This is a genomic window from Rhizobacter sp. P2_H2, assembly GCF_056403375.1.
The window spans coordinates 1-18,310 of sequence record NZ_JBFUFP010000032.1 but is presented as its reverse complement, the minus strand read 5'-3'; the positions used below and the strand labels follow the sequence as shown (position 1 = coordinate 18,310).

26 protein-coding genes are annotated in these 18,310 nt (G+C 65.7%); 6 read left to right on the top strand and 20 right to left on the bottom strand.

The genetic code is table 11. From position 1 onward, the window contains the following. The 17 genes from AC1D15_RS04565 to rplN form a co-directional block, all read right to left on the bottom strand. Positions 1-589: DNA-directed RNA polymerase subunit alpha (locus AC1D15_RS04565; RefSeq protein ID WP_477825078.1), on the bottom strand; the 589-nt coding region annotated here is incomplete at its 3' end. A gap of 166 nt (positions 590-755) precedes the next feature. Beyond that, the gene (rpsD, locus tag AC1D15_RS04560; protein ID WP_047507670.1) at positions 756-1,379 is read right to left on the bottom strand and encodes a 30S ribosomal protein S4; all 624 of its coding nucleotides are present in this window, start codon (positions 1,377-1,379) and stop codon (positions 756-758) included. A 162-nt stretch (positions 1,380-1,541) separates the two neighbouring features. After that, entirely contained in the window at positions 1,542-1,943 is a 402-nt protein-coding gene (gene rpsK / locus AC1D15_RS04555) for a 30S ribosomal protein S11 (RefSeq protein WP_025495798.1), read from the bottom strand. Positions 1,944-1,960: 17 nt separating this feature from the next. Beyond that, positions 1,961-2,326: a 30S ribosomal protein S13 gene (gene rpsM / locus AC1D15_RS04550; protein WP_047507671.1), complete on the bottom strand. Its 366-nt coding sequence runs from the start codon at positions 2,324-2,326 to the stop codon at positions 1,961-1,963. 36 nt (positions 2,327-2,362) lie between these two features. Then, positions 2,363-2,476, bottom strand: coding sequence for a 50S ribosomal protein L36 (rpmJ, locus tag AC1D15_RS04545; RefSeq protein WP_011830995.1), 114 nt, complete (start codon positions 2,474-2,476; stop codon positions 2,363-2,365). 60 nt (positions 2,477-2,536) lie between these two features. Further along, entirely contained in the window at positions 2,537-2,755 is a 219-nt protein-coding gene (infA, locus tag AC1D15_RS04540; protein ID WP_047489367.1) for a translation initiation factor IF-1, read from the bottom strand. Positions 2,756-2,794: 39 nt separating this feature from the next. Continuing rightward, on the bottom strand, positions 2,795-4,105 hold the full coding sequence (secY, locus tag AC1D15_RS04535; RefSeq protein WP_047507673.1) for a preprotein translocase subunit SecY: 1,311 nt from the start codon (positions 4,103-4,105) through the stop codon (positions 2,795-2,797). A 33-nt stretch (positions 4,106-4,138) separates the two neighbouring features. After that, a complete protein-coding gene (rplO, locus tag AC1D15_RS04530) occupies positions 4,139-4,570 on the bottom strand; it encodes a 50S ribosomal protein L15 (protein WP_047507676.1) in 432 nt (143 codons plus the stop codon). A 14-nt stretch (positions 4,571-4,584) separates the two neighbouring features. After that, positions 4,585-4,767, bottom strand: coding sequence for a 50S ribosomal protein L30 (gene rpmD, locus AC1D15_RS04525; protein ID WP_047507678.1), 183 nt, complete (start codon positions 4,765-4,767; stop codon positions 4,585-4,587). Between the two features lie 20 nt (positions 4,768-4,787). Next, on the bottom strand, positions 4,788-5,306 hold the full coding sequence (gene rpsE / locus AC1D15_RS04520) for a 30S ribosomal protein S5 (RefSeq protein ID WP_047507680.1): 519 nt from the start codon (positions 5,304-5,306) through the stop codon (positions 4,788-4,790). Between the two features lie 44 nt (positions 5,307-5,350). Continuing rightward, positions 5,351-5,716, bottom strand: a complete 366-nt coding sequence (rplR, locus tag AC1D15_RS04515) for a 50S ribosomal protein L18 (RefSeq protein WP_047507682.1) — start codon at positions 5,714-5,716, stop codon at positions 5,351-5,353. A gap of 11 nt (positions 5,717-5,727) precedes the next feature. Beyond that, complete coding sequence (rplF, locus tag AC1D15_RS04510) at positions 5,728-6,261, bottom strand: 50S ribosomal protein L6 (RefSeq protein ID WP_047507684.1); 534 nt, start codon at positions 6,259-6,261, stop codon at positions 5,728-5,730. Positions 6,262-6,277: 16 nt separating this feature from the next. Beyond that, entirely contained in the window at positions 6,278-6,673 is a 396-nt protein-coding gene (gene rpsH / locus AC1D15_RS04505; protein WP_047507686.1) for a 30S ribosomal protein S8, read from the bottom strand. Between the two features lie 27 nt (positions 6,674-6,700). Beyond that, positions 6,701-7,006: a 30S ribosomal protein S14 gene (rpsN, locus tag AC1D15_RS04500; protein ID WP_047507688.1), complete on the bottom strand. Its 306-nt coding sequence runs from the start codon at positions 7,004-7,006 to the stop codon at positions 6,701-6,703. An 8-nt stretch (positions 7,007-7,014) separates the two neighbouring features. Next, the gene (gene rplE / locus AC1D15_RS04495) at positions 7,015-7,554 is read right to left on the bottom strand and encodes a 50S ribosomal protein L5 (protein ID WP_047507690.1); all 540 of its coding nucleotides are present in this window, start codon (positions 7,552-7,554) and stop codon (positions 7,015-7,017) included. A gap of 10 nt (positions 7,555-7,564) precedes the next feature. Next, a complete protein-coding gene (rplX, locus tag AC1D15_RS04490; protein ID WP_047507692.1) occupies positions 7,565-7,882 on the bottom strand; it encodes a 50S ribosomal protein L24 in 318 nt (105 codons plus the stop codon). Between the two features lie 25 nt (positions 7,883-7,907). Next, entirely contained in the window at positions 7,908-8,276 is a 369-nt protein-coding gene (gene rplN, locus AC1D15_RS04485) for a 50S ribosomal protein L14 (RefSeq protein WP_477825079.1), read from the bottom strand. 271 nt (positions 8,277-8,547) lie between these two features. Between rplN and yajC the strand changes: the two genes are divergently transcribed. Genes yajC through AC1D15_RS04465 form a run of 4 tightly spaced genes read left to right on the top strand, consistent with a single transcriptional unit; the run spans position 8,548 to position 14,176 of the window. Then, a complete protein-coding gene (gene yajC, locus AC1D15_RS04480) occupies positions 8,548-8,880 on the top strand; it encodes a preprotein translocase subunit YajC (RefSeq protein WP_477825077.1) in 333 nt (110 codons plus the stop codon). Between the two features lie 10 nt (positions 8,881-8,890). Next, on the top strand, positions 8,891-10,780 hold the full coding sequence (gene secD, locus AC1D15_RS04475; RefSeq protein WP_047507696.1) for a protein translocase subunit SecD: 1,890 nt from the start codon (positions 8,891-8,893) through the stop codon (positions 10,778-10,780). A 32-nt stretch (positions 10,781-10,812) separates the two neighbouring features. Next, complete coding sequence (secF, locus tag AC1D15_RS04470; RefSeq protein WP_477825076.1) at positions 10,813-11,844, top strand: protein translocase subunit SecF; 1,032 nt, start codon at positions 10,813-10,815, stop codon at positions 11,842-11,844. Positions 11,845-11,884: 40 nt separating this feature from the next. Continuing rightward, the gene (locus tag AC1D15_RS04465; protein WP_477825075.1) at positions 11,885-14,176 is read left to right on the top strand and encodes a DUF1631 family protein; all 2,292 of its coding nucleotides are present in this window, start codon (positions 11,885-11,887) and stop codon (positions 14,174-14,176) included. A gap of 70 nt (positions 14,177-14,246) precedes the next feature. On the opposite strand, the gene AC1D15_RS04460 is transcribed toward AC1D15_RS04465, so the two are convergent. From AC1D15_RS04460 to AC1D15_RS04450, 3 genes are all read right to left on the bottom strand, one after another. Next, positions 14,247-14,699 carry a Smg family protein gene (locus AC1D15_RS04460; protein ID WP_047507702.1) on the bottom strand — a complete coding sequence of 151 codons (453 nt, stop codon included), beginning with the start codon at positions 14,697-14,699 and terminating at the stop codon, positions 14,247-14,249. Between the two features lie 63 nt (positions 14,700-14,762). Continuing rightward, on the bottom strand, positions 14,763-15,920 hold the full coding sequence (gene dprA / locus AC1D15_RS04455; protein WP_477825074.1) for a DNA-processing protein DprA: 1,158 nt from the start codon (positions 15,918-15,920) through the stop codon (positions 14,763-14,765). 59 nt (positions 15,921-15,979) lie between these two features. Continuing rightward, positions 15,980-17,149 (bottom strand): LysM peptidoglycan-binding domain-containing protein, encoded by a 1,170-nt coding sequence (locus AC1D15_RS04450; RefSeq protein WP_465110650.1) that lies wholly within the window; start codon positions 17,147-17,149, stop codon positions 15,980-15,982. A gap of 208 nt (positions 17,150-17,357) precedes the next feature. Here AC1D15_RS04450 and def point away from each other — a divergent pair, with 208 nt between their 5' ends. Beyond that, entirely contained in the window at positions 17,358-17,870 is a 513-nt protein-coding gene (gene def / locus AC1D15_RS04445) for a peptide deformylase (protein WP_047507706.1), read from the top strand. Between the two features lie 13 nt (positions 17,871-17,883). Beyond that, the coding region (locus AC1D15_RS04440; protein ID WP_477825073.1) for a methionyl-tRNA formyltransferase at positions 17,884-18,310 on the top strand (427 nt) is incomplete at its 3' end.

Below are 18,310 nucleotides of genomic sequence, written 5' to 3'. Positions count from 1 at the left end.
GCTTGTCCAGGTCGGTGCGCTGCTCGACGCGGGCGCTCTCGACCGTGTAGCTGACGCGGGCGACCGGCGAGAACGAAGCGTCCAGCACGATGCGGCCGATCGACTTGGTCGGCTCGTCGCCGTAGCGGCGCAGCGTGCCCGGCACATAGCCGCGGCCCTTCTCGACCTTGATCTGCATGTCCAGCTTGCCGCCTTGCGACAGGTGGGCGATGACGTGATCCGGGTTGATGATTTCCACGTCGTGCGGCGTCTGGATGTCGCCGGCGGTGACGGGGCCTTCACCTTCCTTGCGCAGCACCAGCGTCACTTCGTCGCGGTTGTGCAGGCGGAACACGACGCCCTTCAGGTTCAGCATGATGTGAACCACGTCTTCCTGCACGCCGTCGACGGTCGAGTACTCGTGGAGCACGCCGGCGATCGTCACTTCGGTCGGCGCATACCCCACCATCGACGACAGCAGCACGCGGCGCAGCGCGTTGCCCAGCGTGTGGCCGTAGCCRCGCTCGAACGGTTCGAGCGTGACCTTGGCGCGGTTGCCGCCCAGCGGCTCCACATTGATGGCTTTGGGTTTGAGCAGATTTGTTTGCATGAGGTCTTTCTTTCAATACCCTCGGTTCGTTACACCGATAAGGCTGAGGGACCAACGGCCACGGCGGGTGCCACGGCCGCACCAGGGAAATCGAGCGATTCGCGAAACGCGGACGGGCCACCCCGCGCCGCCCACGGGGGCGACGTCGGCGTGGCCGGCACGGGCATCAACGCGAATACAGTTCAACGATCAGCGCTTCCTTGATGTCCGCGCCGAATTCGTCGCGGTCCGGCGCCTTCTTGAACACGCCTTCCAGCTTGCTCGCATCGACCTGCACCCAGTTCGGCATGCCTTGCGATTCGGCCAGCTTGACCGAGTCGGTGATGCGCAGCTGCTTCTTCGACTTGTCGCGCACGGCCACTGTGTCGCCGGCCTTGACCAGGTACGACGCGATGTTGACCGTGGCACCGTTCACCGTGATCGCCTTGTGCGACACCAGCTGGCGCGCTTCGGCACGGGTCGAGCCGAAGCCCATGCGGTAGACGACGTTGTCCAGRCGCGATTCCAGCAGCAGCAGCAGGTTGGCGCCGGTGTTGCCCTTGCGGCGCTCGGCCTCGGCGAAATAGCGGCGGAACTGACGTTCCAGCACGCCGTACATGCGCTTGACCTTCTGCTTCTCGCGCAGTTGCAGGCCGAAGTCGGAGGTGCGCGAGCCGGAGGTGCGGCCATGCTGGCCGGGCTTGCTGTCGAACTTGACCTTGTCACCGATGGCGCGACGGGCGCTCTTCAGGAACAGGTCGGTGCCTTCACGGCGGGCGAGTTTGCCCTTGGGGCCAAGATAACGTGCCACGTTGCTTCCTTTGGTCAATCTGACATGGGCTTCTCCTGAAGCTCATGCGAGTCCGGCGAGTGTTGTTCTGGGCGCTCGGACGGTGGGCTTGAGGCCTGTCGGCCTAACGAATGCGCCGGCGCGGTGCTGGGCACCCGCCGGCGACGAGAAAAACTTCAGCGATCAGATGCGACGACGCTTCTGCGGACGGCAGCCGTTGTGCGGCACCGGCGTCACGTCGGAAATCGAGTTGATGCGGATGCCCAGCGAAGCCAGGGCACGCACCGACGATTCACGACCCGGGCCGGGGCCCTTGATCCGCACGTCGAGGTTCTTGATGCCCTGTTCCTGGGCAGCACGACCTGCGACTTCAGCCGCCACCTGGGCTGCGAAGGGCGTCGATTTGCGCGAACCCTTGAAGCCTTGGCCACCGCTCGACGCCCAGGACAGCGCGCCGCCCTGACGATCGGTGATCGTGATGATCGTGTTGTTGAACGATGCGTGAACGTGGGCGATGCCGTCCGCAACATTCTTGCGGACCTTCTTGCGCACACGCTGGGCAGCGGTATTCGGTGCTTTAGCCATATCGACCTTCTCTCAAATCACTTCTTGACCAGGGCGCCGGACTTGCGCGGGCCCTTGCGAGTGCGCGCATTCGTCTTCGTGCGCTGGCCGCGAACCGGCAGGCCACGGCGATGACGGAAGCCGCGGTAGCAGCCGAGGTCCATCAGTCGCTTGATGTTGATGGACATCTCGCGGCGCAGGTCGCCCTCGATCGTCATGCGGCCGATTTCTTCCCGGATCTTCTCCAGGTCGGTGTCGGTCAGGTCCTTGATCTTGCGATCGAACGGGACACTGCAGGCGGCGCAGATCTTCTGCGCGGTGCTGCGACCGATGCCGTAGATCGCCGTCAGGCCGATCTCAGCGTGTTTCTGGGGCGGAATGTTGATACCAGCAATACGTGCCATGAGCTTCCTCTATTCGCTTGTCGTCGAAGGCCAGGTTCAGCCTTGGCGCTGCTTGTGGCGCGGATCCGTGCAGATCACGCGCACAACGCCCTTGCGACGGATGACCTTGCAATTCCGGCACATCTTCTTGACCGATGCTGCAACTTTCATACTCTTCTCCTAGGCCCTTTCAGAGCGCTTCCTGATTCAAACTCGTCGTGTTCCGAACAATCACTTGGCCCGGAACACGATGCGGGCCCGCGTCAAATCGTAAGGCGTCAACTCGACTGTCACCTTGTCGCCGGGAAGGATGCGGATGTAGTGCATCCGCATTTTTCCGGAGATATGGCCCAGCACGATGTGCCCGTTTTCCAACTTCACACGAAACGTGGCATTCGGCAGATTCTCCAGAATCTCGCCTTGCATCTGAATGACGTCGTCTTTCGCCATGCCTGTCGGTTTCGTGACTGTCTTCGCCGATCACCAGCCTCAGCTGGCCTTGAAATTCGCTTTCTTCAGCAGCGACTCGTACTGCTGGCTCATCACATAAGACTGCACCTGCGCCCAGAAGTCCATCGTGACGACCACGATGATCAGCAGCGAGGTCCCGCCGAAATAGAACGGCACGTTGTACTTCAGCACCAGGAATTCGGGCAGCAGGCAGACCAGCGTGATGTAGATCGCACCGGCCAGCGTCAGGCGGGACAGGATGCGGTCGATGTGCTTGGCCGTCTGGTCGCCCGGGCGGATGCCCGGAATGAACGCGCCGCTCTTCTTCAGGTTGTCTGCCGTCTCACGGCTGTTGAACACCAGCGCCGTGTAGAAGAAGCAGAAGAACACGATCGCCGCGGCATACAGCATCACGTAGATCGGCTGGCCCGGAGACAGCAGGCCGGCCAGGTCCTTCAGCCAGCGCAGGCTTTCGCCCGTCGCGAACCAGCTCACCACGGTGGCCGGCAGCAGGATGATCGACGACGCGAAGATCGGCGGGATCACGCCCGACATGTTCAGCTTCAGCGGCAGGTGCGACGACTGGCCGCCGTAGACCTTGTTGCCGACCTGGCGCTTCGCATAGTTCACGAGGATCTTGCGCTGGCCTCGCTCGACGAACACCACCGCATAGGTCACCGCCGCGATAACGAGCAGGATGAACAGCAGGACCAGCACGCTCATCGCCCCGGTGTTGCGCAGCTCGAGCAAGCCGCCGATCGCGTTCGGCAGGCCGGCCGCGATGCCACCGAAGATCAGGATCGAGATGCCGTTGCCCAGGCCGCGTTCGGTGATCTGCTCACCGAGCCACATCAGGAACATCGTGCCGGCCACCAGGCTCACGACCGCCGTCAGACGGAAGCCGATGCCGGGGGAGACGACCAGACCCGCCTGGCCCTCGAGCGCCAGCGCAATGCTCAGCGACTGGAAGATCGCGAGACCCAGCGTGCCGTAGCGCGTGTACTGCGTGATCTTGCGACGGCCCGACTCACCTTCCTTCTTCAGCGCCTCCAGGCTCGGCACCACGTAGGTCATCAACTGCATGATGATCGACGCCGAGATGTACGGCATGATGCCCAGCGCGAACACCGTGAAGCGGGACAGGGCCCCACCCGAGAACATGTTGAACAGGCTCAGGATCCCGCCCTGCTGGCCCTTGAAGAGCTGCTGCAGTTGGTTCGGATCGATGCCCGGCACCGGGATGTGCGCGCCGATGCGGTACACGACGAGCGCCAACACCAGGAAGACGAGCCGGCGACGGAGGTCGCCGAACTTGCCGCTCTTGGCCAGCTGATTCGCGTTGGTTGCCACTGAAGCGCGTCCCGTAGGTGTTGATGAAAAGGCTTACGCCACCGAGCCGCCAGCGGCCTCGATCGCAGCCTTCGCGCCGGCGGTCGCGCCGATGCCCTTGAGCACGACCTTCTTGGTCAGCTCGCCGGTCTTGACGACCTTGACCACCTTGGCCAGCTGGCCGACGAGGCCCGCCTGCTTCAGCGTCAGCACGTCGACTTCATTGGTGGCCAGCACCTCGAGGTCGGACAGCGTGATCTCGGCGTTGTACTTCAGCAGCGCCGACTTGAAGCCGCGCTTCGGCAGGCGACGTTGCAGCGGCATCTGGCCGCCTTCGAAGCCGACCTTGTGGTAGCCGCCCGAACGCGATTTCTGGCCCTTGTGGCCGCGACCGGCCGTCTTGCCCAGGCCGGAGCCGATGCCACGGCCGACACGGCGCTTGGCATGCTTGGCGCCCGCGGCGGGCTTGATGTTGTTCAGTTCCATGTTCGTTCCTCGGCTCAGAGCACTTTGACCAGGTACTGGACCTTGGTGATCATGCCGCGCACTGCCGGCGTGTCTTCCAGCGTCGATTCGCTGTTCAGCTTGCGCAGGCCCAGGCCGCGCACGGTCGCGCGATGCGATTCGCGCGTGCCGGCGATGCTGCGGACCAGCTTGATCTTGACGGTTTTCTTGTCAGCCATGATGTTTCTCCGCGTGCCGTTCAGCCGAGGATCTGCTCGACGGTCAGGCCACGCTTGGCGGCGATCTCAGCCGGCGTGCTGACATGCTTGAGGGCATTCAGCGTGGCGCGAACGAGGTTGTACGGGTTGGTCGAACCGAGGCTCTTGCAGACGATGTCGGTGACGCCCATCACTTCGAACACCGCGCGCATCGGGCCGCCGGCGATGATGCCGTCACCCGGCTTGGCCGGTGCCATCAGGACGCGCGAAGCACCGTGCTCACCGATCACCTTGTGGTGGATCGAGCCGTTCTTCAGCGAGACCTTGACCATGTTGCGACGGGCGGATTCCATCGCCTTCTGCACGGCGACCGGAACTTCCTTCGCCTTGCCCTTGCCCATGCCGATGCGGCCATCGCCGTCACCGACCACGGTCAGAGCCGCGAAGCTCAGCGTGCGACCACCCTTGACGACCTTGGTGACGCGGTTGACCGCGATCATCTTTTCCTTCAGGCCGTCGTCGTTGCCTTCGGCCTGCGCGCGGGGTTGAAACTTTGCCATTGTCGAATTCCTTGTCTTCGCCGATTCTCAGATGCCCGGGGGCATCAGAACTGCAGGCCGGCTTCGCGAGCCGCGTCTGCCAGCGCCTTGATGCGGCCGTGGTATGCGAAACCGGCGCGGTCGAACGCCACCTTCTCGATGCCCGCAGCCTTCGCCTTCTCGGCGATGCGCTTGCCGATGACGGTGGCAGCAGCCACGTTGCCACCCTTGCCCGAAGCGCCCAGTTCCTTGCGGACGTCGGCTTCGGCGGTCGAGGCGCTGGCCAGCACCTTCTGGCCGTCGTCGGAAATGACGCTGGCGTAGATGTGCAGGTTGGTGCGGAAGACCGTCAGGCGCGCCACGCGTTGGACCGCGATGCGTGCACGGGTCTGGCGGGAGCGGCGAATGCGCTGATCTTTTTTGTTCAACATGTCGTCGCTCCTTACTTCTTCTTGGTCTCTTTGAGGGAGACCTTCTCGTCGGCATACCGGATGCCCTTGCCCTTGTAGGGCTCGGGCGGGCGGATCGCGCGGACTTCAGCGGCGATCTGGCCAACGGCTTGGCGATCGGAACCCTTGATGATGATTTCGGTCTGCGTCGGGCACTCGACCTTGATGCCGGTCGGCATGTCCTTCGACACCGGGTGCGAGAACCCGATCTGCAGGTTCAGCTTGGTGCCGGCAGCCTGGGCGCGGAAGCCCACGCCGACCAGCGTCAGCTTCTTYTCGAAACCCTTGCTCACGCCGTTGACCATGTTGGCCACCAGCGCGCGCATCGTGCCCGACATCGCATCGGCTTCGACGCTGTCGTTGGCCGGTGCGAACTGCAGCTTGCCGCCTTCGTTCTTCACGGTCACCAGGCTGTTCACCGGACGCACCAGCGTGCCGAGCGAGCCCTTGACGCTGATCTTCTCAGCGGTGATCGACACATCCACGCCTTGCGGGAGAGCGATCGGCATTTTTCCTACGCGGGACATTTCGCTTCTCCGTTGCTTAGGCGACGTAGCAAAGCACTTCGCCGCCGATACCGGCCTGGCGAGCCTTGCGGTCCGTCATCACGCCCTTCGGCGTGGTCACGATGGCGACACCGAGACCGTTCATCACGCTCGGGATGTCGTGGCGGCCCTTGTAGATCCGCAGACCCGGGCGGCTGACGCGCTCGATGTGCTCGATCACCGGGCGGCCGGCGTAGTACTTCAGCGTGATCTCGAGCTGCGGCTTGGACTTTTCGCCCACCAGCGCAAAGCTCTCGATGTAGCCCTCGTCCTTCAGGACTTGCGTGATCGCCACTTTCAGCTTCGACGCCGGCATCGTCACGGAGGTCTTCTGGACCATCTGTGCGTTGCGGATGCGCGTCAGCAGATCGGCGATAGGATCACTCATGCTCATTCGAATATCTCCTGATCGTCCTGCCGATTACCAGCTGGCCTTGACGACACCGGGGATGTCGCCCTTGAACGCGAGTTCGCGGATCTTGTTGCGGCCCAGGCCGAACTTGCGGAAGGTGCCACGCGGGCGGCCGGTCAGCTCGCAACGGTTGCGTTGACGCGTCGGGTACGCATTGCGCGGCAGCTTCTGCAGCTCCAGGCGCGCGGCGTAGCGCTCTTCGTCGGACTTCTTCGCGTCGTTCGCCGTAGCTTTCAGCTCGGCGTACTTCTTCGCGAACTTGGCAACCAGTCGCTCGCGCTTCTCTTCGCGCTGGATGAGGGATGTCTTAGCCACGGGCCACCTCAGTTCTTGAACGGGAATTTGAACGAAGCGAGGAGCGCCTTGGCTTCATCGTCGCTCTTGGCAGTCGTCGTGATGCTGATGTTCAGACCACGCAGCGCATCGACCTTGTCGTACTCGATCTCGGGGAAGATGATCTGTTCCTTGACGCCGATGTTGTAGTTGCCACGGCCATCGAACGAACGACCCGAGATGCCGCGGAAGTCACGAACGCGCGGCAGCGCGATCGTGACGAAGCGGTCCAGGAATTCATACATCTGGACGCCACGCAGCGTGACCATGCAGCCGATGGGCACGCCGTCACGGATCTTGAAGCCGGCGATCGCCTTCTTCGACTTCGTGACCACGGGCTTCTGGCCGGCAATCTTGGTCAGGTCGCTGACAGCGTGTTCCATGACCTTCTTGTCCGAGACCGCCTCGCTCACGCCCATGTTGAGCGTGATCTTCGTGATGCGGGGAACCTGCATCGTCGAGACGTAGCCGAACTTCGTCACGAGGTCGGGAACGACCTTCTCGCGGTAAAACTGTTGCAAACGAGCCATGGCTAACCTCTTATGCCTTGATTTCTTCGCCGCTGGACTTGAACACGCGGACCTTCTTGCCGTCAGCCAGCAATTTGATGCCCACGCGATCACCCTTGCCGCTCGCCGCATTGAAGATGGCGATGTTCGACTGATGGATCGGCATGACCTTGTCGACGATGCCGCCGGTGGTGCCCTTCATCGGGTTCGGCTTGACGTGCTTCTTGACGACGTTCACGCCGTCGACGGTCAGGTGGTCAGCATCGACACGTGCGACGACCTTGCCGCGCTTGCCCTTGTCGCGACCGGTCAACACGATGACCTCGTCGCCTGTACGAATCTTGTTCATGGCTCGTCCTTTGACTTGTCTCAGCTCAGAGCACTTCAGGTGCGAGCGAAACGATCTTCATGAAGCGCTCGGTACGCAGTTCACGCGTGACCGGGCCGAAGATGYGGGTGCCGATCGGCTCGAGCTTGGCGTTCAGCAGGACGGCGGCGTTGCCGTCGAACTTGACCAGCGAGCCGTCCTGGCGGCGAACGCCCTTGGCGGTGCGAACGACGACGGCACTGTAGACCTCGCCCTTCTTCACGCGACCACGCGGCGCAGCTTCCTTGATGCTGACCTTGATCACGTCACCGATGCCGGCGTAACGACGCTTCGAGCCGCCGAGCACCTTGATGCACATGACGGATTTCGCGCCAGTGTTGTCCGCGACATCAAGCCGCGATTGCATTTGAATCATGTTCTGTCCCCAACTTGTACTGCGCAAGCGCAGTCAGTCTTGGGCCCGTGGTTTGGGCGGAGCCGAGGCTCGTTTCACTACAAGTGCAACGGGCGTTTCGGCGAAGCTGCGGATTATGGGGGATTTCTGAAACCCGTGTCAACCCGGGCCGGCAAAAGAAACCGGGTGCGGCACCAGGACTTTGCCCGCGCGCCACAACCTACAATCGCGGACTTTTCATTTCTGCCCCGGGGCCGTCTGGCACGCAGGGGCGTCCACTGAGGATTCTCACGTGTTCATTTCCGAAGCTTTTGCCCAGGCCGCTCCCGCTGCAGGCGCCCAGTCGCCGTTCGGTGGCGGCATCACCGGCATGCTGCCGTTCGTGCTGCTGTTCGTGGTGATGTACTTCGTGATGATCCGCCCGCAGATGAAGCGGCAGAAGGAGCACAAGGCGATGATCGAGGCCGTCGCCAAGGGCGACGAGGTCGTGATCGCGGGCGGCCTGCTCGGCAAGGTCTCCAAGCTCGGCGAGACCTTCATCCACGTCGAGATCGCCACCGGCGTCGAGGTGCAGGTGCAGCGCAGCTCCATCGTGCAAGTGCTGCCCAAGGKCACGGTCAAGTAAGCAGGGTGCCATGAATCGCTATCCGTGGTGGAAGTACGCGATCCTCGGGATCGCGCTGGTGGTCGGCCTGCTGTACACGCTGCCCAATGTGTTCGGCGAAGCGCCGGCCGTGCAGGTCAGCAGCGGCAAGCCGACGCTGAAGCTCGATGCGTCGATGACGCAGCGCGTGTCGCAGGCGCTGGCCGCGGCCGGCATCCAGTCCGACTTCGTCGAGTTCGACGGCAACTCGGTGCGCGCCCGCTTCGGCGACGTCGACACCCAGGGCAAGGCCAAGGTAGCGATCGCCAATGCACTGAACCCGGACCCGAACGACCCGAGCTACGTCGTCGCGCTGAACCTGCTGTCGCGCTCGCCGCACTGGCTGACCGCGATCCGTGCGCTGCCGATGTACCTGGGCCTGGACCTGCGTGGCGGCGTGCACTTCCTGATGCAGGTCGACATGAAGTCGGCGCTGACCAAGAAGGCCGAGGCGCTGACCGGCGACATCCGCACGCTGCTGCGCGACAAGAACCTGCGCCACGCCGGCATCTCGCGCGACGGCAACACCGTCGAGGTGCGCTTCCGTGACCGCGAGACGGTGAATGCGGCGCGCGCGCTGCTGACCGAACAGCTGCCCGACCTGCAGTGGACCGAGACGCCCGACGGCACCGAGGTCCGCATGTCCGGCGTGCTGAAGCCGGCGGCCGCCCGCCTGGTCCAGGACGCCGCGATCAAGCAGAACATCACGACGCTGCACAACCGCGTCAACGAACTGGGCGTCGCCGAACCGGTGATCCAGCAGCAGGGCGTCGACCGCGTGGTCGTCGAGCTGCCGGGCGTGCAGGACACCGCGCGCGCCAAGCAGACCCTCGGCCGCACCGCGACCCTCGAGCTGCGCATGGTCGACGACAGCGCCGAAGCCAATTCGGCGGCGGCCGGCAACGGACCGGTGCCGTTCGGCACCGAGCGCTTCACCGAACGTGGCGGCCGCTCGATCATCGTCAAGCGCAACGTCGTGCTGACCGGCGACAGCCTGACCGATGCGCAACCCGGCTTCGACAGCCAGACCCAGCAGCCGAAGGTCGACCTGACCGTCGATGCGAAGGGCGCGCGCATCATGCGCGACACCTCGCGCGACAACATCGGCAAGCGCATGGCGATCATCCTGTTCGAGAAGGGCAAGGGCGAGGTCGTGACCGCGCCGGTGATCCAGGGCGAGCTCGGCAACCGCTTCCAGATCTCCGGCTCGATGACGCCGTCCGAGGCCACCGACACCGCGCTGCTGCTGCGCGCCGGCTCGCTGGCTGCGCCGATGGACATCATCGAGGAGAGCACGATCGGCCCGACGCTCGGCGCCGACAACATCGCCAAGGGCTTCCACAGCGTGATGGGCGGCTTTGCCCTGATCGCGCTGTTCATGTGCTGCTACTACCTGCTGTTCGGCGTGTTCTCGACGCTGGCGCTCGCGTTCAACCTGCTGCTGCTGGTGGCGGTGCTGTCGATGCTGCAGGCCACGCTGACACTGCCGGGCGTGGCCGCCATCGCGCTGACGCTGGGCATGGCGATCGACGCCAACGTGCTGATCAACGAGCGGGTGCGCGAGGAACTGCGCAACGGCGCATCGGCGCAGGCGGCGATCCACGCCGGCTATGAGCGTGCGTTCGCGACCATCCTCGACTCCAACGTCACCACGCTGATCGCCGGCGTCGCGCTGCTGGCCTTCGGCTCCGGCCCGATCAAGGGCTTCGCCGTGGTGCACTGCCTGGGCATCCTCACGTCGATGTTCTCGGCGGTGATGTTCTCGCGCGGCCTCGTGAACCTCTGGTACGGCAGCAAGAAGAAGCTCAAGAGCGTGTCGATCGGCCAGGTCTGGCGCCCGCAGGGCGCACCGGCCACGCCGGGCGACCAGCCGCAAGGCTGACCCACGCAACACCCGAACTAGCAGGCAATTCCATGGAATTCTTCCGGATCAAGCGCGACATCCCGTTCATGCGGCATGCGCTGGTGTTCAACGTCGTGTCGCTGCTGACCTTCCTGGCGGCGGTGTTCTTCCTCGCGACCCGCGGGCTGCACCTGTCGGTCGAGTTCACCGGCGGCACGCTGATCGAGACCGCCTATTCGCAGTCGGCCGACATCAACCGGGTGCGCGGCATCGTCGAAGGCCTGCAGCTGGGCGAGGCCCAGGTGCAGAACTTCGGCAGCGCGCGCGACGTGCTGATCCGCCTGCCGGTGCGGACGGACATCAAGCAGGACGTGGTCGTCGAGCGGGTGTTCGGTGCGCTGTGCAAGGCCGAGAACGGCACGGTGTCGACGCTGCAGTCGGTCAGCGACAAGGGCGAGGCCGTGTCGCGCCCGGTCTGCAAGGTCGGGGACGCGGAGCCGGTATCGCTGCGCCGCAACGAGTTCGTCGGCCCGCAGGTCGGTCGCGAACTGGCCGAGGACGGCGCCAAGGCGCTGGTCTTCGTGATCGCCGGGATCATGCTGTACCTCGCCTTCCGCTTCGAGTGGAAGTTCTCGGTCGCCGCGATCGTCGCCAACCTGCACGACGTGATCATCATCCTGGGCTTCTTCGCGTTCTTCCAGTGGGAGTTCAGCCTGTCGGTGCTGGCGGCCGTGCTCGCGGTGCTCGGCTACTCGGTCAACGAATCGGTCGTGATCTTCGACCGGATCCGCGAGGCCTTCCGCAAGTACCGCAAGATGACGACGCCCGAGGTCATCGACCACGCGATCACCAGCACGATGAGCCGCACCATCATCACGCACGGCAGCACCCAGATGATGGTGCTGTCGATGCTGATCTTCGGCGGCCAGACGCTGCACTACTTCGCCGTGGCGCTGACGATCGGCATCCTGTTCGGCATCTACTCGTCGGTTTTCGTGGCCGCCGCCATCGCGATGTGGCTGGGCGTGAAGCGTGAAGACCTGATGAAAGCGACGGTCAAAGAGACCGATCCGGACGATCCGAACGCCGGAGCGGTGGTGTAGAGTAAGGACTTCCCCCACTCGATCGCTATCCGACACCTTCATGGCGACCGCCGCCGATTCGTTGGCCCTGGCCGCCCAGGCGCGCCGCTCCTACGTCGAGCGGCTCCTCTACGGCGTGCCCGGCATCGTCCAGGCTGTCGAGGAAGGCGCCCGGTTGCTGGCCGCCCAGACGGCCGAGCACGGGATCCAGTACAAGCGCCGCGATGCGGCGGCCGATCTGCGCCGCGCCGCGCCGTTGTGGGTCAGCGGCATGACGACGGCGCTGCGTGCCTCGCTCGGCAACGGCATGGTGTCGGCATCGCGCCCCGGCGACCTGCCGCTGCCCGGTCGCGCGGCCAGCATGACGCTGGTCGACGACGACACCATCGAGGTCGAGATCCTCAGTTCGCGGCTGGCGCTGGCGATGATGGACAAGTCGTCGTGGGAGTTCACCGACCTGCGCTCGCGCATGTCGGCGATGGAACGCCGCGACGAACTCGACACCAACGACGTGCTGCGCCCCCATGTACTGGCCCGCATCGTCACCGCCGCCTGGCGCGGGGCCTCGCTCAACCATGACCTGTGGCGCACGCTGCAGGGCGTGATCCACGAGGAATTCGCGCATTTCGCCGAAGAGGCGTATCACGAGACCAACCGCTGGCTGGTGCAGAAGGGCGTGTTGCCCGACGTCGATCTGCGGCCGTTCATCCGGCGCACGCGCAATGGCCAGGGCGCTGCCGGCGGCGGTGGAGCCTCCGGCGGGCCGGCAACCGTCGCATCGCCGGCAGGCACCGGCTTCGGCCGCACCGGCGTCGGCGAGGAAACCCGCATGATGACCCGGGCCGGCGGCTTCGCCCGCGGGTCCGACCACGCCGAGGCGGTGCTCGGACGCCTGAACCGCCTGATCGGCCGGCAGCTCCCCGATTTCAGCCGCACGGCACCGATGAATTCGGCCTCGCCCGAGCTGCGGGCCGCGATCACGGACGCCCAGCAAGGCATCCAGCGGCGCCTCGGATCGGGCTCGCCCGATTCCCCGCGCACCTCGCCCGGCCAGGTCAGCACCCCGGCCCTGCTCGAGGAACTGCACCAGCGCAAGCAGGCGCTGAAGAAGGCCGCGTCGACGCCGGTCGAGCGCGCCACGATCGAGATCGTCGCGCTGCTGTTCCAGAGCATCCTGACCGAGGAGCGCATCCCTGCCGTCGTGCGGGTCTGGTTCGCCCGGCTGCAGATGCCGGTGCTGCGGGTGGCCGTCAGCGAGCCCGACTTCTTCGCGACCGTCGACCACCCGGCGCGCCGGCTGATCGATCGCATGGGGGCCTGCGTGATGGGCTTCGACTCCACCAGCCGCGCCGTCGGCGATGCGCTGGAGCGCGAGATCAAGCGCGTCGTGCAGGTCGTCGAGGCGTACCCGGATACCGGGCGCCGGGTGTTCCAGACCGTGCTGACCGAGTTCGAGAAGTTCCTCGAGAACTATTTCCAGAACGAGAACGAGGCGACCCGCAAGGGCGTCTCGCTGGCCCAGCAGGTCGAGCAGCGCGAGACGCTCGCGATCCAGTACACGATCGAGTTGCGCAAGATGCTCAACGAGGTGCCGGTGCAGGAAGGCGTGCGCGACTTCCTGTTCCAGGTCTGGGCCGACGTGATGGCGATGACCGCGGTGAAGAGCGGCGCGCAGGGCACCGAGACGAAGACGATGAAGCGCGCCGCGGCCGACCTGATCTGGTCGGCGAGCGCGAAGGTCTCCCGCGAGGAACGCGCCGAAGTGATCCGCCGCCTGCCGCCGCTGCTGAAGACGCTGCGCGAAGGCATGGACCACGCCGGCGTCTCGCCGGAGCGCCAGGACGAGCACATCCAGCGGCTGAACAACTCGCTCGCCGCGGCGTTCACCGCGAAGACGGCCGCGATCCCGCAGGAGCGGCTCGAGGAACTGATGGTCCGCCTCGAGACCCTCGAGGAAATGCTGCCGGAATCGGCCGATGTCGACATCGACGAGGCGATGGTGCTGGACCTGTCGGGCCACGAGAGCGCCGAGCTCGAGGTGGTCGGCGAAGGCGGCTCGATGCCGACGCCGGCGATGCTGACCTGGGCGCGCGAGCTGCAGGTCGGCGGCTGGTACATGCTCGACTACCGCAATCGCAACGAGGCCGTGCAGCTCGCCTGGCAGGGCCTGCGCCGCCAGCTGGCGCTGTTCGTGTCGCCGCATGGGCGCGGCATCCTGTTCCAGCAGCACCGCCTGGCGGCCTTCCTGCAGGCCGGCCTGCTGGTGCCGGCGCAGGATGAATCGCTGACCGTGCGGGCCACGCGCAGCGCGCTGGCCAAGCTCGATGTCGATCCGAGCCGGTTGTTGAACTGATCCCTCCCGGCCCGCCAACAAAAAAGCCACCGCGTCCGGTGGCTTTTTTGTTGGTGGAGTGAGTGGGCAGTCAGTGGATCAACCGATCCGCCTCGTCGACGAACAACTCGTCCAGGATCAGCGCATCGGGTTCTTCGCCCAGGCTCCAGAACACCATCAGCACGATGATCTTCAGGTCTTCGAGGTCGACCGGTCCGCCGGAAATCGCCGTCGCGCGATCGATGACCATCTCACGCATCGGCGGCGGCAGCACGCCGGCCGATTCGAGGAAGCTGACGAAGCCGATGGACGCCTCGCCCAGATGCTCCTGCTCGGTGGGTGTGTAGACGCGAAGGCTGTCGGCGCCCTGCTCGCCGCCGTACGACTGCGCTGCCGTCGCCAGGCCGTCGAGCCAGGACAGCGCCTCTTCGATCTCATCGGACTCGAAGCCCATCGCTGACAGCTTGCGTGTCAGTTGGGCGTGGTCCGGGCATGCGTCCGGCCGCCAGTAGTTTTCGTACAGGTAGACAAGCACGTCGAACATGAACCCACTATACCGCACGGTCACTGCTGCATGACTGGCAAAAAGCCCTGGGTCCGGGGTGGCTCAGGCGGCTGAAACCCTCTGAAACAGCTGGCCCGGAAGCCGGCTCACGCGGCCTTCCAATTCCAGCTCCAGCAGGCGGATGTTGAGCTGCTGCGCCGACCATCCGGTGCGTGCGACCAGCGCGTCCAGCGTGACGGGCTCGAAGCCGAGCGCCGCCATGACGGCATCGTCGGGGATGCTGCCGGAGTCAACGCCCACGTCGGCCTTCGCTCCAGCCGCCATCCCAATATCACCCGGGTGCTGGAGCTGGAACTCCTCGAGCACATCGGCCGCACTCTCGACCAGCTTGGCGCCCTGCTTGATGAGCCCGTGGCAGCCGCGAGACTGCGGCGAATGGATCGAGCCGGGAATCGCGAACACCTCGCGACCCGCCTCGCTGGCGAGCCGGGCGCTGATCAGCGACCCCGATTGCAGCGCCGCCTCGACGACCAGCGTGCCGCGCGACAGGCCGGCGATGATGCGGTTGCGCTGCGGGAAGTTGTGCGCGAGCGGCGGCATGCCCAGCGCGTATTCGCTCAGCATCAGCCCTTCGACGCCAATGCGTTTCGCCAGGGCGGCATGGCGTTTCGGGAAGACCTGGTCCAGGCCGGTGCCGACCACCGCGATGGTGCTCGACGGCCCCTGCAGCGCCCCTTCGTGGGCGGCGCCATCGATGCCCTGGGCCAGCCCCGACACCACGGTCATGCCGGCCTCGCCCAGCGCCTGGGCGAAGGCTTTTGCATTCGCGAGACCCTGGATCGTCGCCTGCCGGCTCCCGACGATGGCCACGCACGGGGCGGCCAGCAGCTCGATGCGCCCTTCGGCATAGAGCATCAGCGGCGGGTCGGCGGTCTGCAGCAGGGCGGCCGGGTAGCGAGGGTCGCCCAGCGTGACGATGCGGCGCGGCGCCTCGGCGGATGACGCCGCGAGCCAGCGGCGCGTCCTGTCCAGCAGGTCGGCAAGCCCGGCGGGCAGGTCCTCCAGCGCATCCGCGATGGCAGGCTCGACGACGTGCCGGCGAGCGGCTGAGCCGGCCTGCAGCACGGCCGCAGGTGACCCGAAGGCGGCCAGCAGCTTGCGAGCCGCCTCGCGCCCCATGCCGGGGGTTTCGACCACCCGAACCCAGTCCGCCCAATCATCGATCGGGACGGACTCGTGGAACGCGGGGGAAGCACCCATGCCGGTCGACCGACCGGCGACCGCTTGACAACGCTGCGGTCGCGATCAGCGGATGGCGATCAGGGTTGCGTGAAGCGGTCGCCGCGGCGGACCGGTTCCTGCACCGACAGGATCAGCGCATACGACATGCGGTCGAACACGCGGAAGACGAACAGGAAACCATGGCGCTCGTCCGGCAGCTTGATCGCCGGCGTGCCCTTCTCGGTCTTGTCGACGGTGCGCGGGCCGTCCTTCCACAGCGCCAGCACGTTGCCCTTCTCGAGCCCGTCGCGCGCGCCCTTGTTCAGCGACACGATCTGGTTCTGGCCGGCCGCCACGGCCTCGCCGTACACCGAGACGATCTGGCCGGTGATCGGCGACTGCGGCGCGCGCGGGATGTAGTTCTGGAATTCGCGCGGCGGAACCGGCGACAGCTTGTCGCCGACGCGCACTTCCTGGCGGATGCTGGTCAGCATGAAGGTGTCGGGAACGATGTCGTCGGCACGCGCGGTGCCGCTGGTGTCGCCCTGGCGGATCAGCTCGCCGGTGCCGAGGTAGAAGGCCTCGTAGCCCAGCACCTCGTTGGTGGTCGGGTCGCGCAGCGGCTGCGGCTCGCGGAAGAAGCGGAAGTTGCGCACGCCGCCCAGGTCGCCGCGCACATAGGCCTTGTCGCCACGCGCCAGCAGCACGCGGGCTTCCGGCGTCGCGACAACGCGCGGCGCCTTCGCGAGTTCGTTCTCGTCGACGATCACGGCCTCGTTCAGGAACGGCTCGATCAGGTTGAGTGCGATCGCCGGGATGCCGTCGCGCGACAGGTCGCCTTCGCGCACGCGCGGCGACAGCCTGACGACGCCGCCCTGCTCGCCGGAGCCGACGCGCAGGCGCGCACGGCCGTTGGCCTTGTCGAGGAACAGCACCTGGCCCGGGTAGATCAGGTGCGGGTTGCGGATCTGGTCGAGGTTCATGCCCCACAGCTCGGGCCAGCGCCACGGGCTGACCAGGAACATGCTGGAGATGCCCCACAACGTGTCGCCGCTCTTCACGGTGTACGAATCGGGCGCATTGGGGGACAGGTCAGACAGCGCGACGCCGGCTTCGGCCACCTGCTGCGCGGTGCTGCGCTGCTTGGGAGTGATCGGGTAGTTGCCGGCTTGTGCGTTCGCGGTCGCGGAACCGAAGCAGACGCCCAGCGCAACGGTGATGGCGGCAGCCCGGGGGAACGACAGGGCGATACGGTGGCTTCGGGTCATGAAGGTAAGTCTCCGGGCGCTCAGGCAGCACAATGCTGCGTTGTGCGGTTAACTGAACCGGGCCGCGGCACGATGCCTGCGGCTCAGCGAAAATCTTCATTCAGTTTCACAGATTCTGCCCCTAAACCCTTGATATCGCAACGAAATTGACTTCCGGACACACCTCGCGTGCGTCCTGTCACGCCGTCCGGCGTTGCGCGTTTCCCACATGGCCAAGCTCGTTATCCTCCGTTACCCCGATCCCCGCCTGCACACCGTGGCCAAGCCCGTCACGCAAGTGGACGCACGCATCCGACAGCTTGTCGACGACATGCTGGAGACCATGTACGAGGCCGACGGCGTCGGCCTGGCGGCGACGCAGGTCGACGTCCACGAACGCGTGATCGTGATCGATACCTCGGAACGCCGTGACGAACCGCACGTCCTGATCAACCCCGAGCTGACCGCGCTCAGTGAAGAGATGGTGACCGGCGACGAAGGCTGCCTGTCGGTGCCGCAGGTCTACGACAAGGTGCCGCGCCACGCCCGCGTCAGCGTGCGGGCGCTGAACCGCGCCGGCGAAAGCTACGAGTTCGACGCCGAAGGCCTGCTCGCGGTGTGCGTGCAGCACGAGATGGACCACCTGCTGGGCAAGGTGTTCGTCGAGTACCTGAGCTCGCTGAAGCGCGACCGCATCAAGACCAAGATGCTGAAGCGCACCCGCGACGAACAGCGTCCCTGAGCGGCCTGCCCCGATGCGCGTCGTCTTCGCCGGCACCCCTGAGTTCGCGCAGGTCGCACTGGCCCGCCTGCATGCCGCCCGCTTCGAGATCCCGCTGGTGCTGACCCAGCCGGACCGCCCGGCCGGCCGTGGCATGAAGCTGCAGCCGTCGCCGGTGAAGGCATTCGCCGAAAGCCATGGCATCGCGGTCGCGCAGYCGCGCAGCCTGCGCCTGGACGGCAAGTACCCCGACGATGCCGCCGCTGCCCGCACGGCGCTGCTGGCCGCCCGCCCCGACGTGATGGTCGTGGCCGCCTACGGACTGATCCTGCCGCAGTGGGTGCTCGACCTGCCGGCACGCGGCTGCCTGAACATCCATGCCTCGCTGCTGCCGCGCTGGCGCGGCGCGGCGCCGATCCACCGCGCGATCGAGGCCGGCGACACGCAGACCGGCATCACGA

What these genes read in the sequence shown, in the direction of transcription:
- rpsK (WP_025495798.1), bottom strand. Translation starts at nt 1,943, where the DNA reads ATGGCTAAAGCACCGAATACCGCTGCCCAGCGTGTGCGCAAGAAGGTC.
- rpsM (WP_047507671.1), bottom strand. Translation starts at nt 2,326, where the DNA reads ATGGCACGTATTGCTGGTATCAACATTCCGCCCCAGAAACACGCTGAG.
- rpmJ (WP_011830995.1), bottom strand. Translation starts at nt 2,476, where the DNA reads ATGAAAGTTGCAGCATCGGTCAAGAAGATGTGCCGGAATTGCAAGGTC.
- infA (WP_047489367.1), bottom strand. Translation starts at nt 2,755, where the DNA reads ATGGCGAAAGACGACGTCATTCAGATGCAAGGCGAGATTCTGGAGAAT.
- rplO (WP_047507676.1), bottom strand. Translation starts at nt 4,570, where the DNA reads ATGGAACTGAACAACATCAAGCCCGCCGCGGGCGCCAAGCATGCCAAG.
- rpmD (WP_047507678.1), bottom strand. Translation starts at nt 4,767, where the DNA reads ATGGCTGACAAGAAAACCGTCAAGATCAAGCTGGTCCGCAGCATCGCC.
- rpsE (WP_047507680.1), bottom strand. Translation starts at nt 5,306, where the DNA reads ATGGCAAAGTTTCAACCCCGCGCGCAGGCCGAAGGCAACGACGACGGC.
- rplR (WP_047507682.1), bottom strand. Translation starts at nt 5,716, where the DNA reads ATGTTGAACAAAAAAGATCAGCGCATTCGCCGCTCCCGCCAGACCCGT.
- rpsH (WP_047507686.1), bottom strand. Translation starts at nt 6,673, where the DNA reads ATGAGCATGAGTGATCCTATCGCCGATCTGCTGACGCGCATCCGCAAC.
- rplE (WP_047507690.1), bottom strand. Translation starts at nt 7,554, where the DNA reads ATGGCTCGTTTGCAACAGTTTTACCGCGAGAAGGTCGTTCCCGACCTC.
- rplX (WP_047507692.1), bottom strand. Translation starts at nt 7,882, where the DNA reads ATGAACAAGATTCGTACAGGCGACGAGGTCATCGTGTTGACCGGTCGC.
- secD (WP_047507696.1), top strand. Translation starts at nt 8,891, where the DNA reads ATGAATCGCTATCCGTGGTGGAAGTACGCGATCCTCGGGATCGCGCTG.
- secF (WP_477825076.1), top strand. Translation starts at nt 10,813, where the DNA reads ATGGAATTCTTCCGGATCAAGCGCGACATCCCGTTCATGCGGCATGCG.
- AC1D15_RS04465 (WP_477825075.1), top strand. Translation starts at nt 11,885, where the DNA reads ATGGCGACCGCCGCCGATTCGTTGGCCCTGGCCGCCCAGGCGCGCCGC.
- AC1D15_RS04460 (WP_047507702.1), bottom strand. Translation starts at nt 14,699, where the DNA reads ATGTTCGACGTGCTTGTCTACCTGTACGAAAACTACTGGCGGCCGGAC.
- dprA (WP_477825074.1), bottom strand. Translation starts at nt 15,920, where the DNA reads ATGGGTGCTTCCCCCGCGTTCCACGAGTCCGTCCCGATCGATGATTGG.
- AC1D15_RS04450 (WP_465110650.1), bottom strand. Translation starts at nt 17,149, where the DNA reads ATGACCCGAAGCCACCGTATCGCCCTGTCGTTCCCCCGGGCTGCCGCC.
- def (WP_047507706.1), top strand. Translation starts at nt 17,358, where the DNA reads ATGGCCAAGCTCGTTATCCTCCGTTACCCCGATCCCCGCCTGCACACC.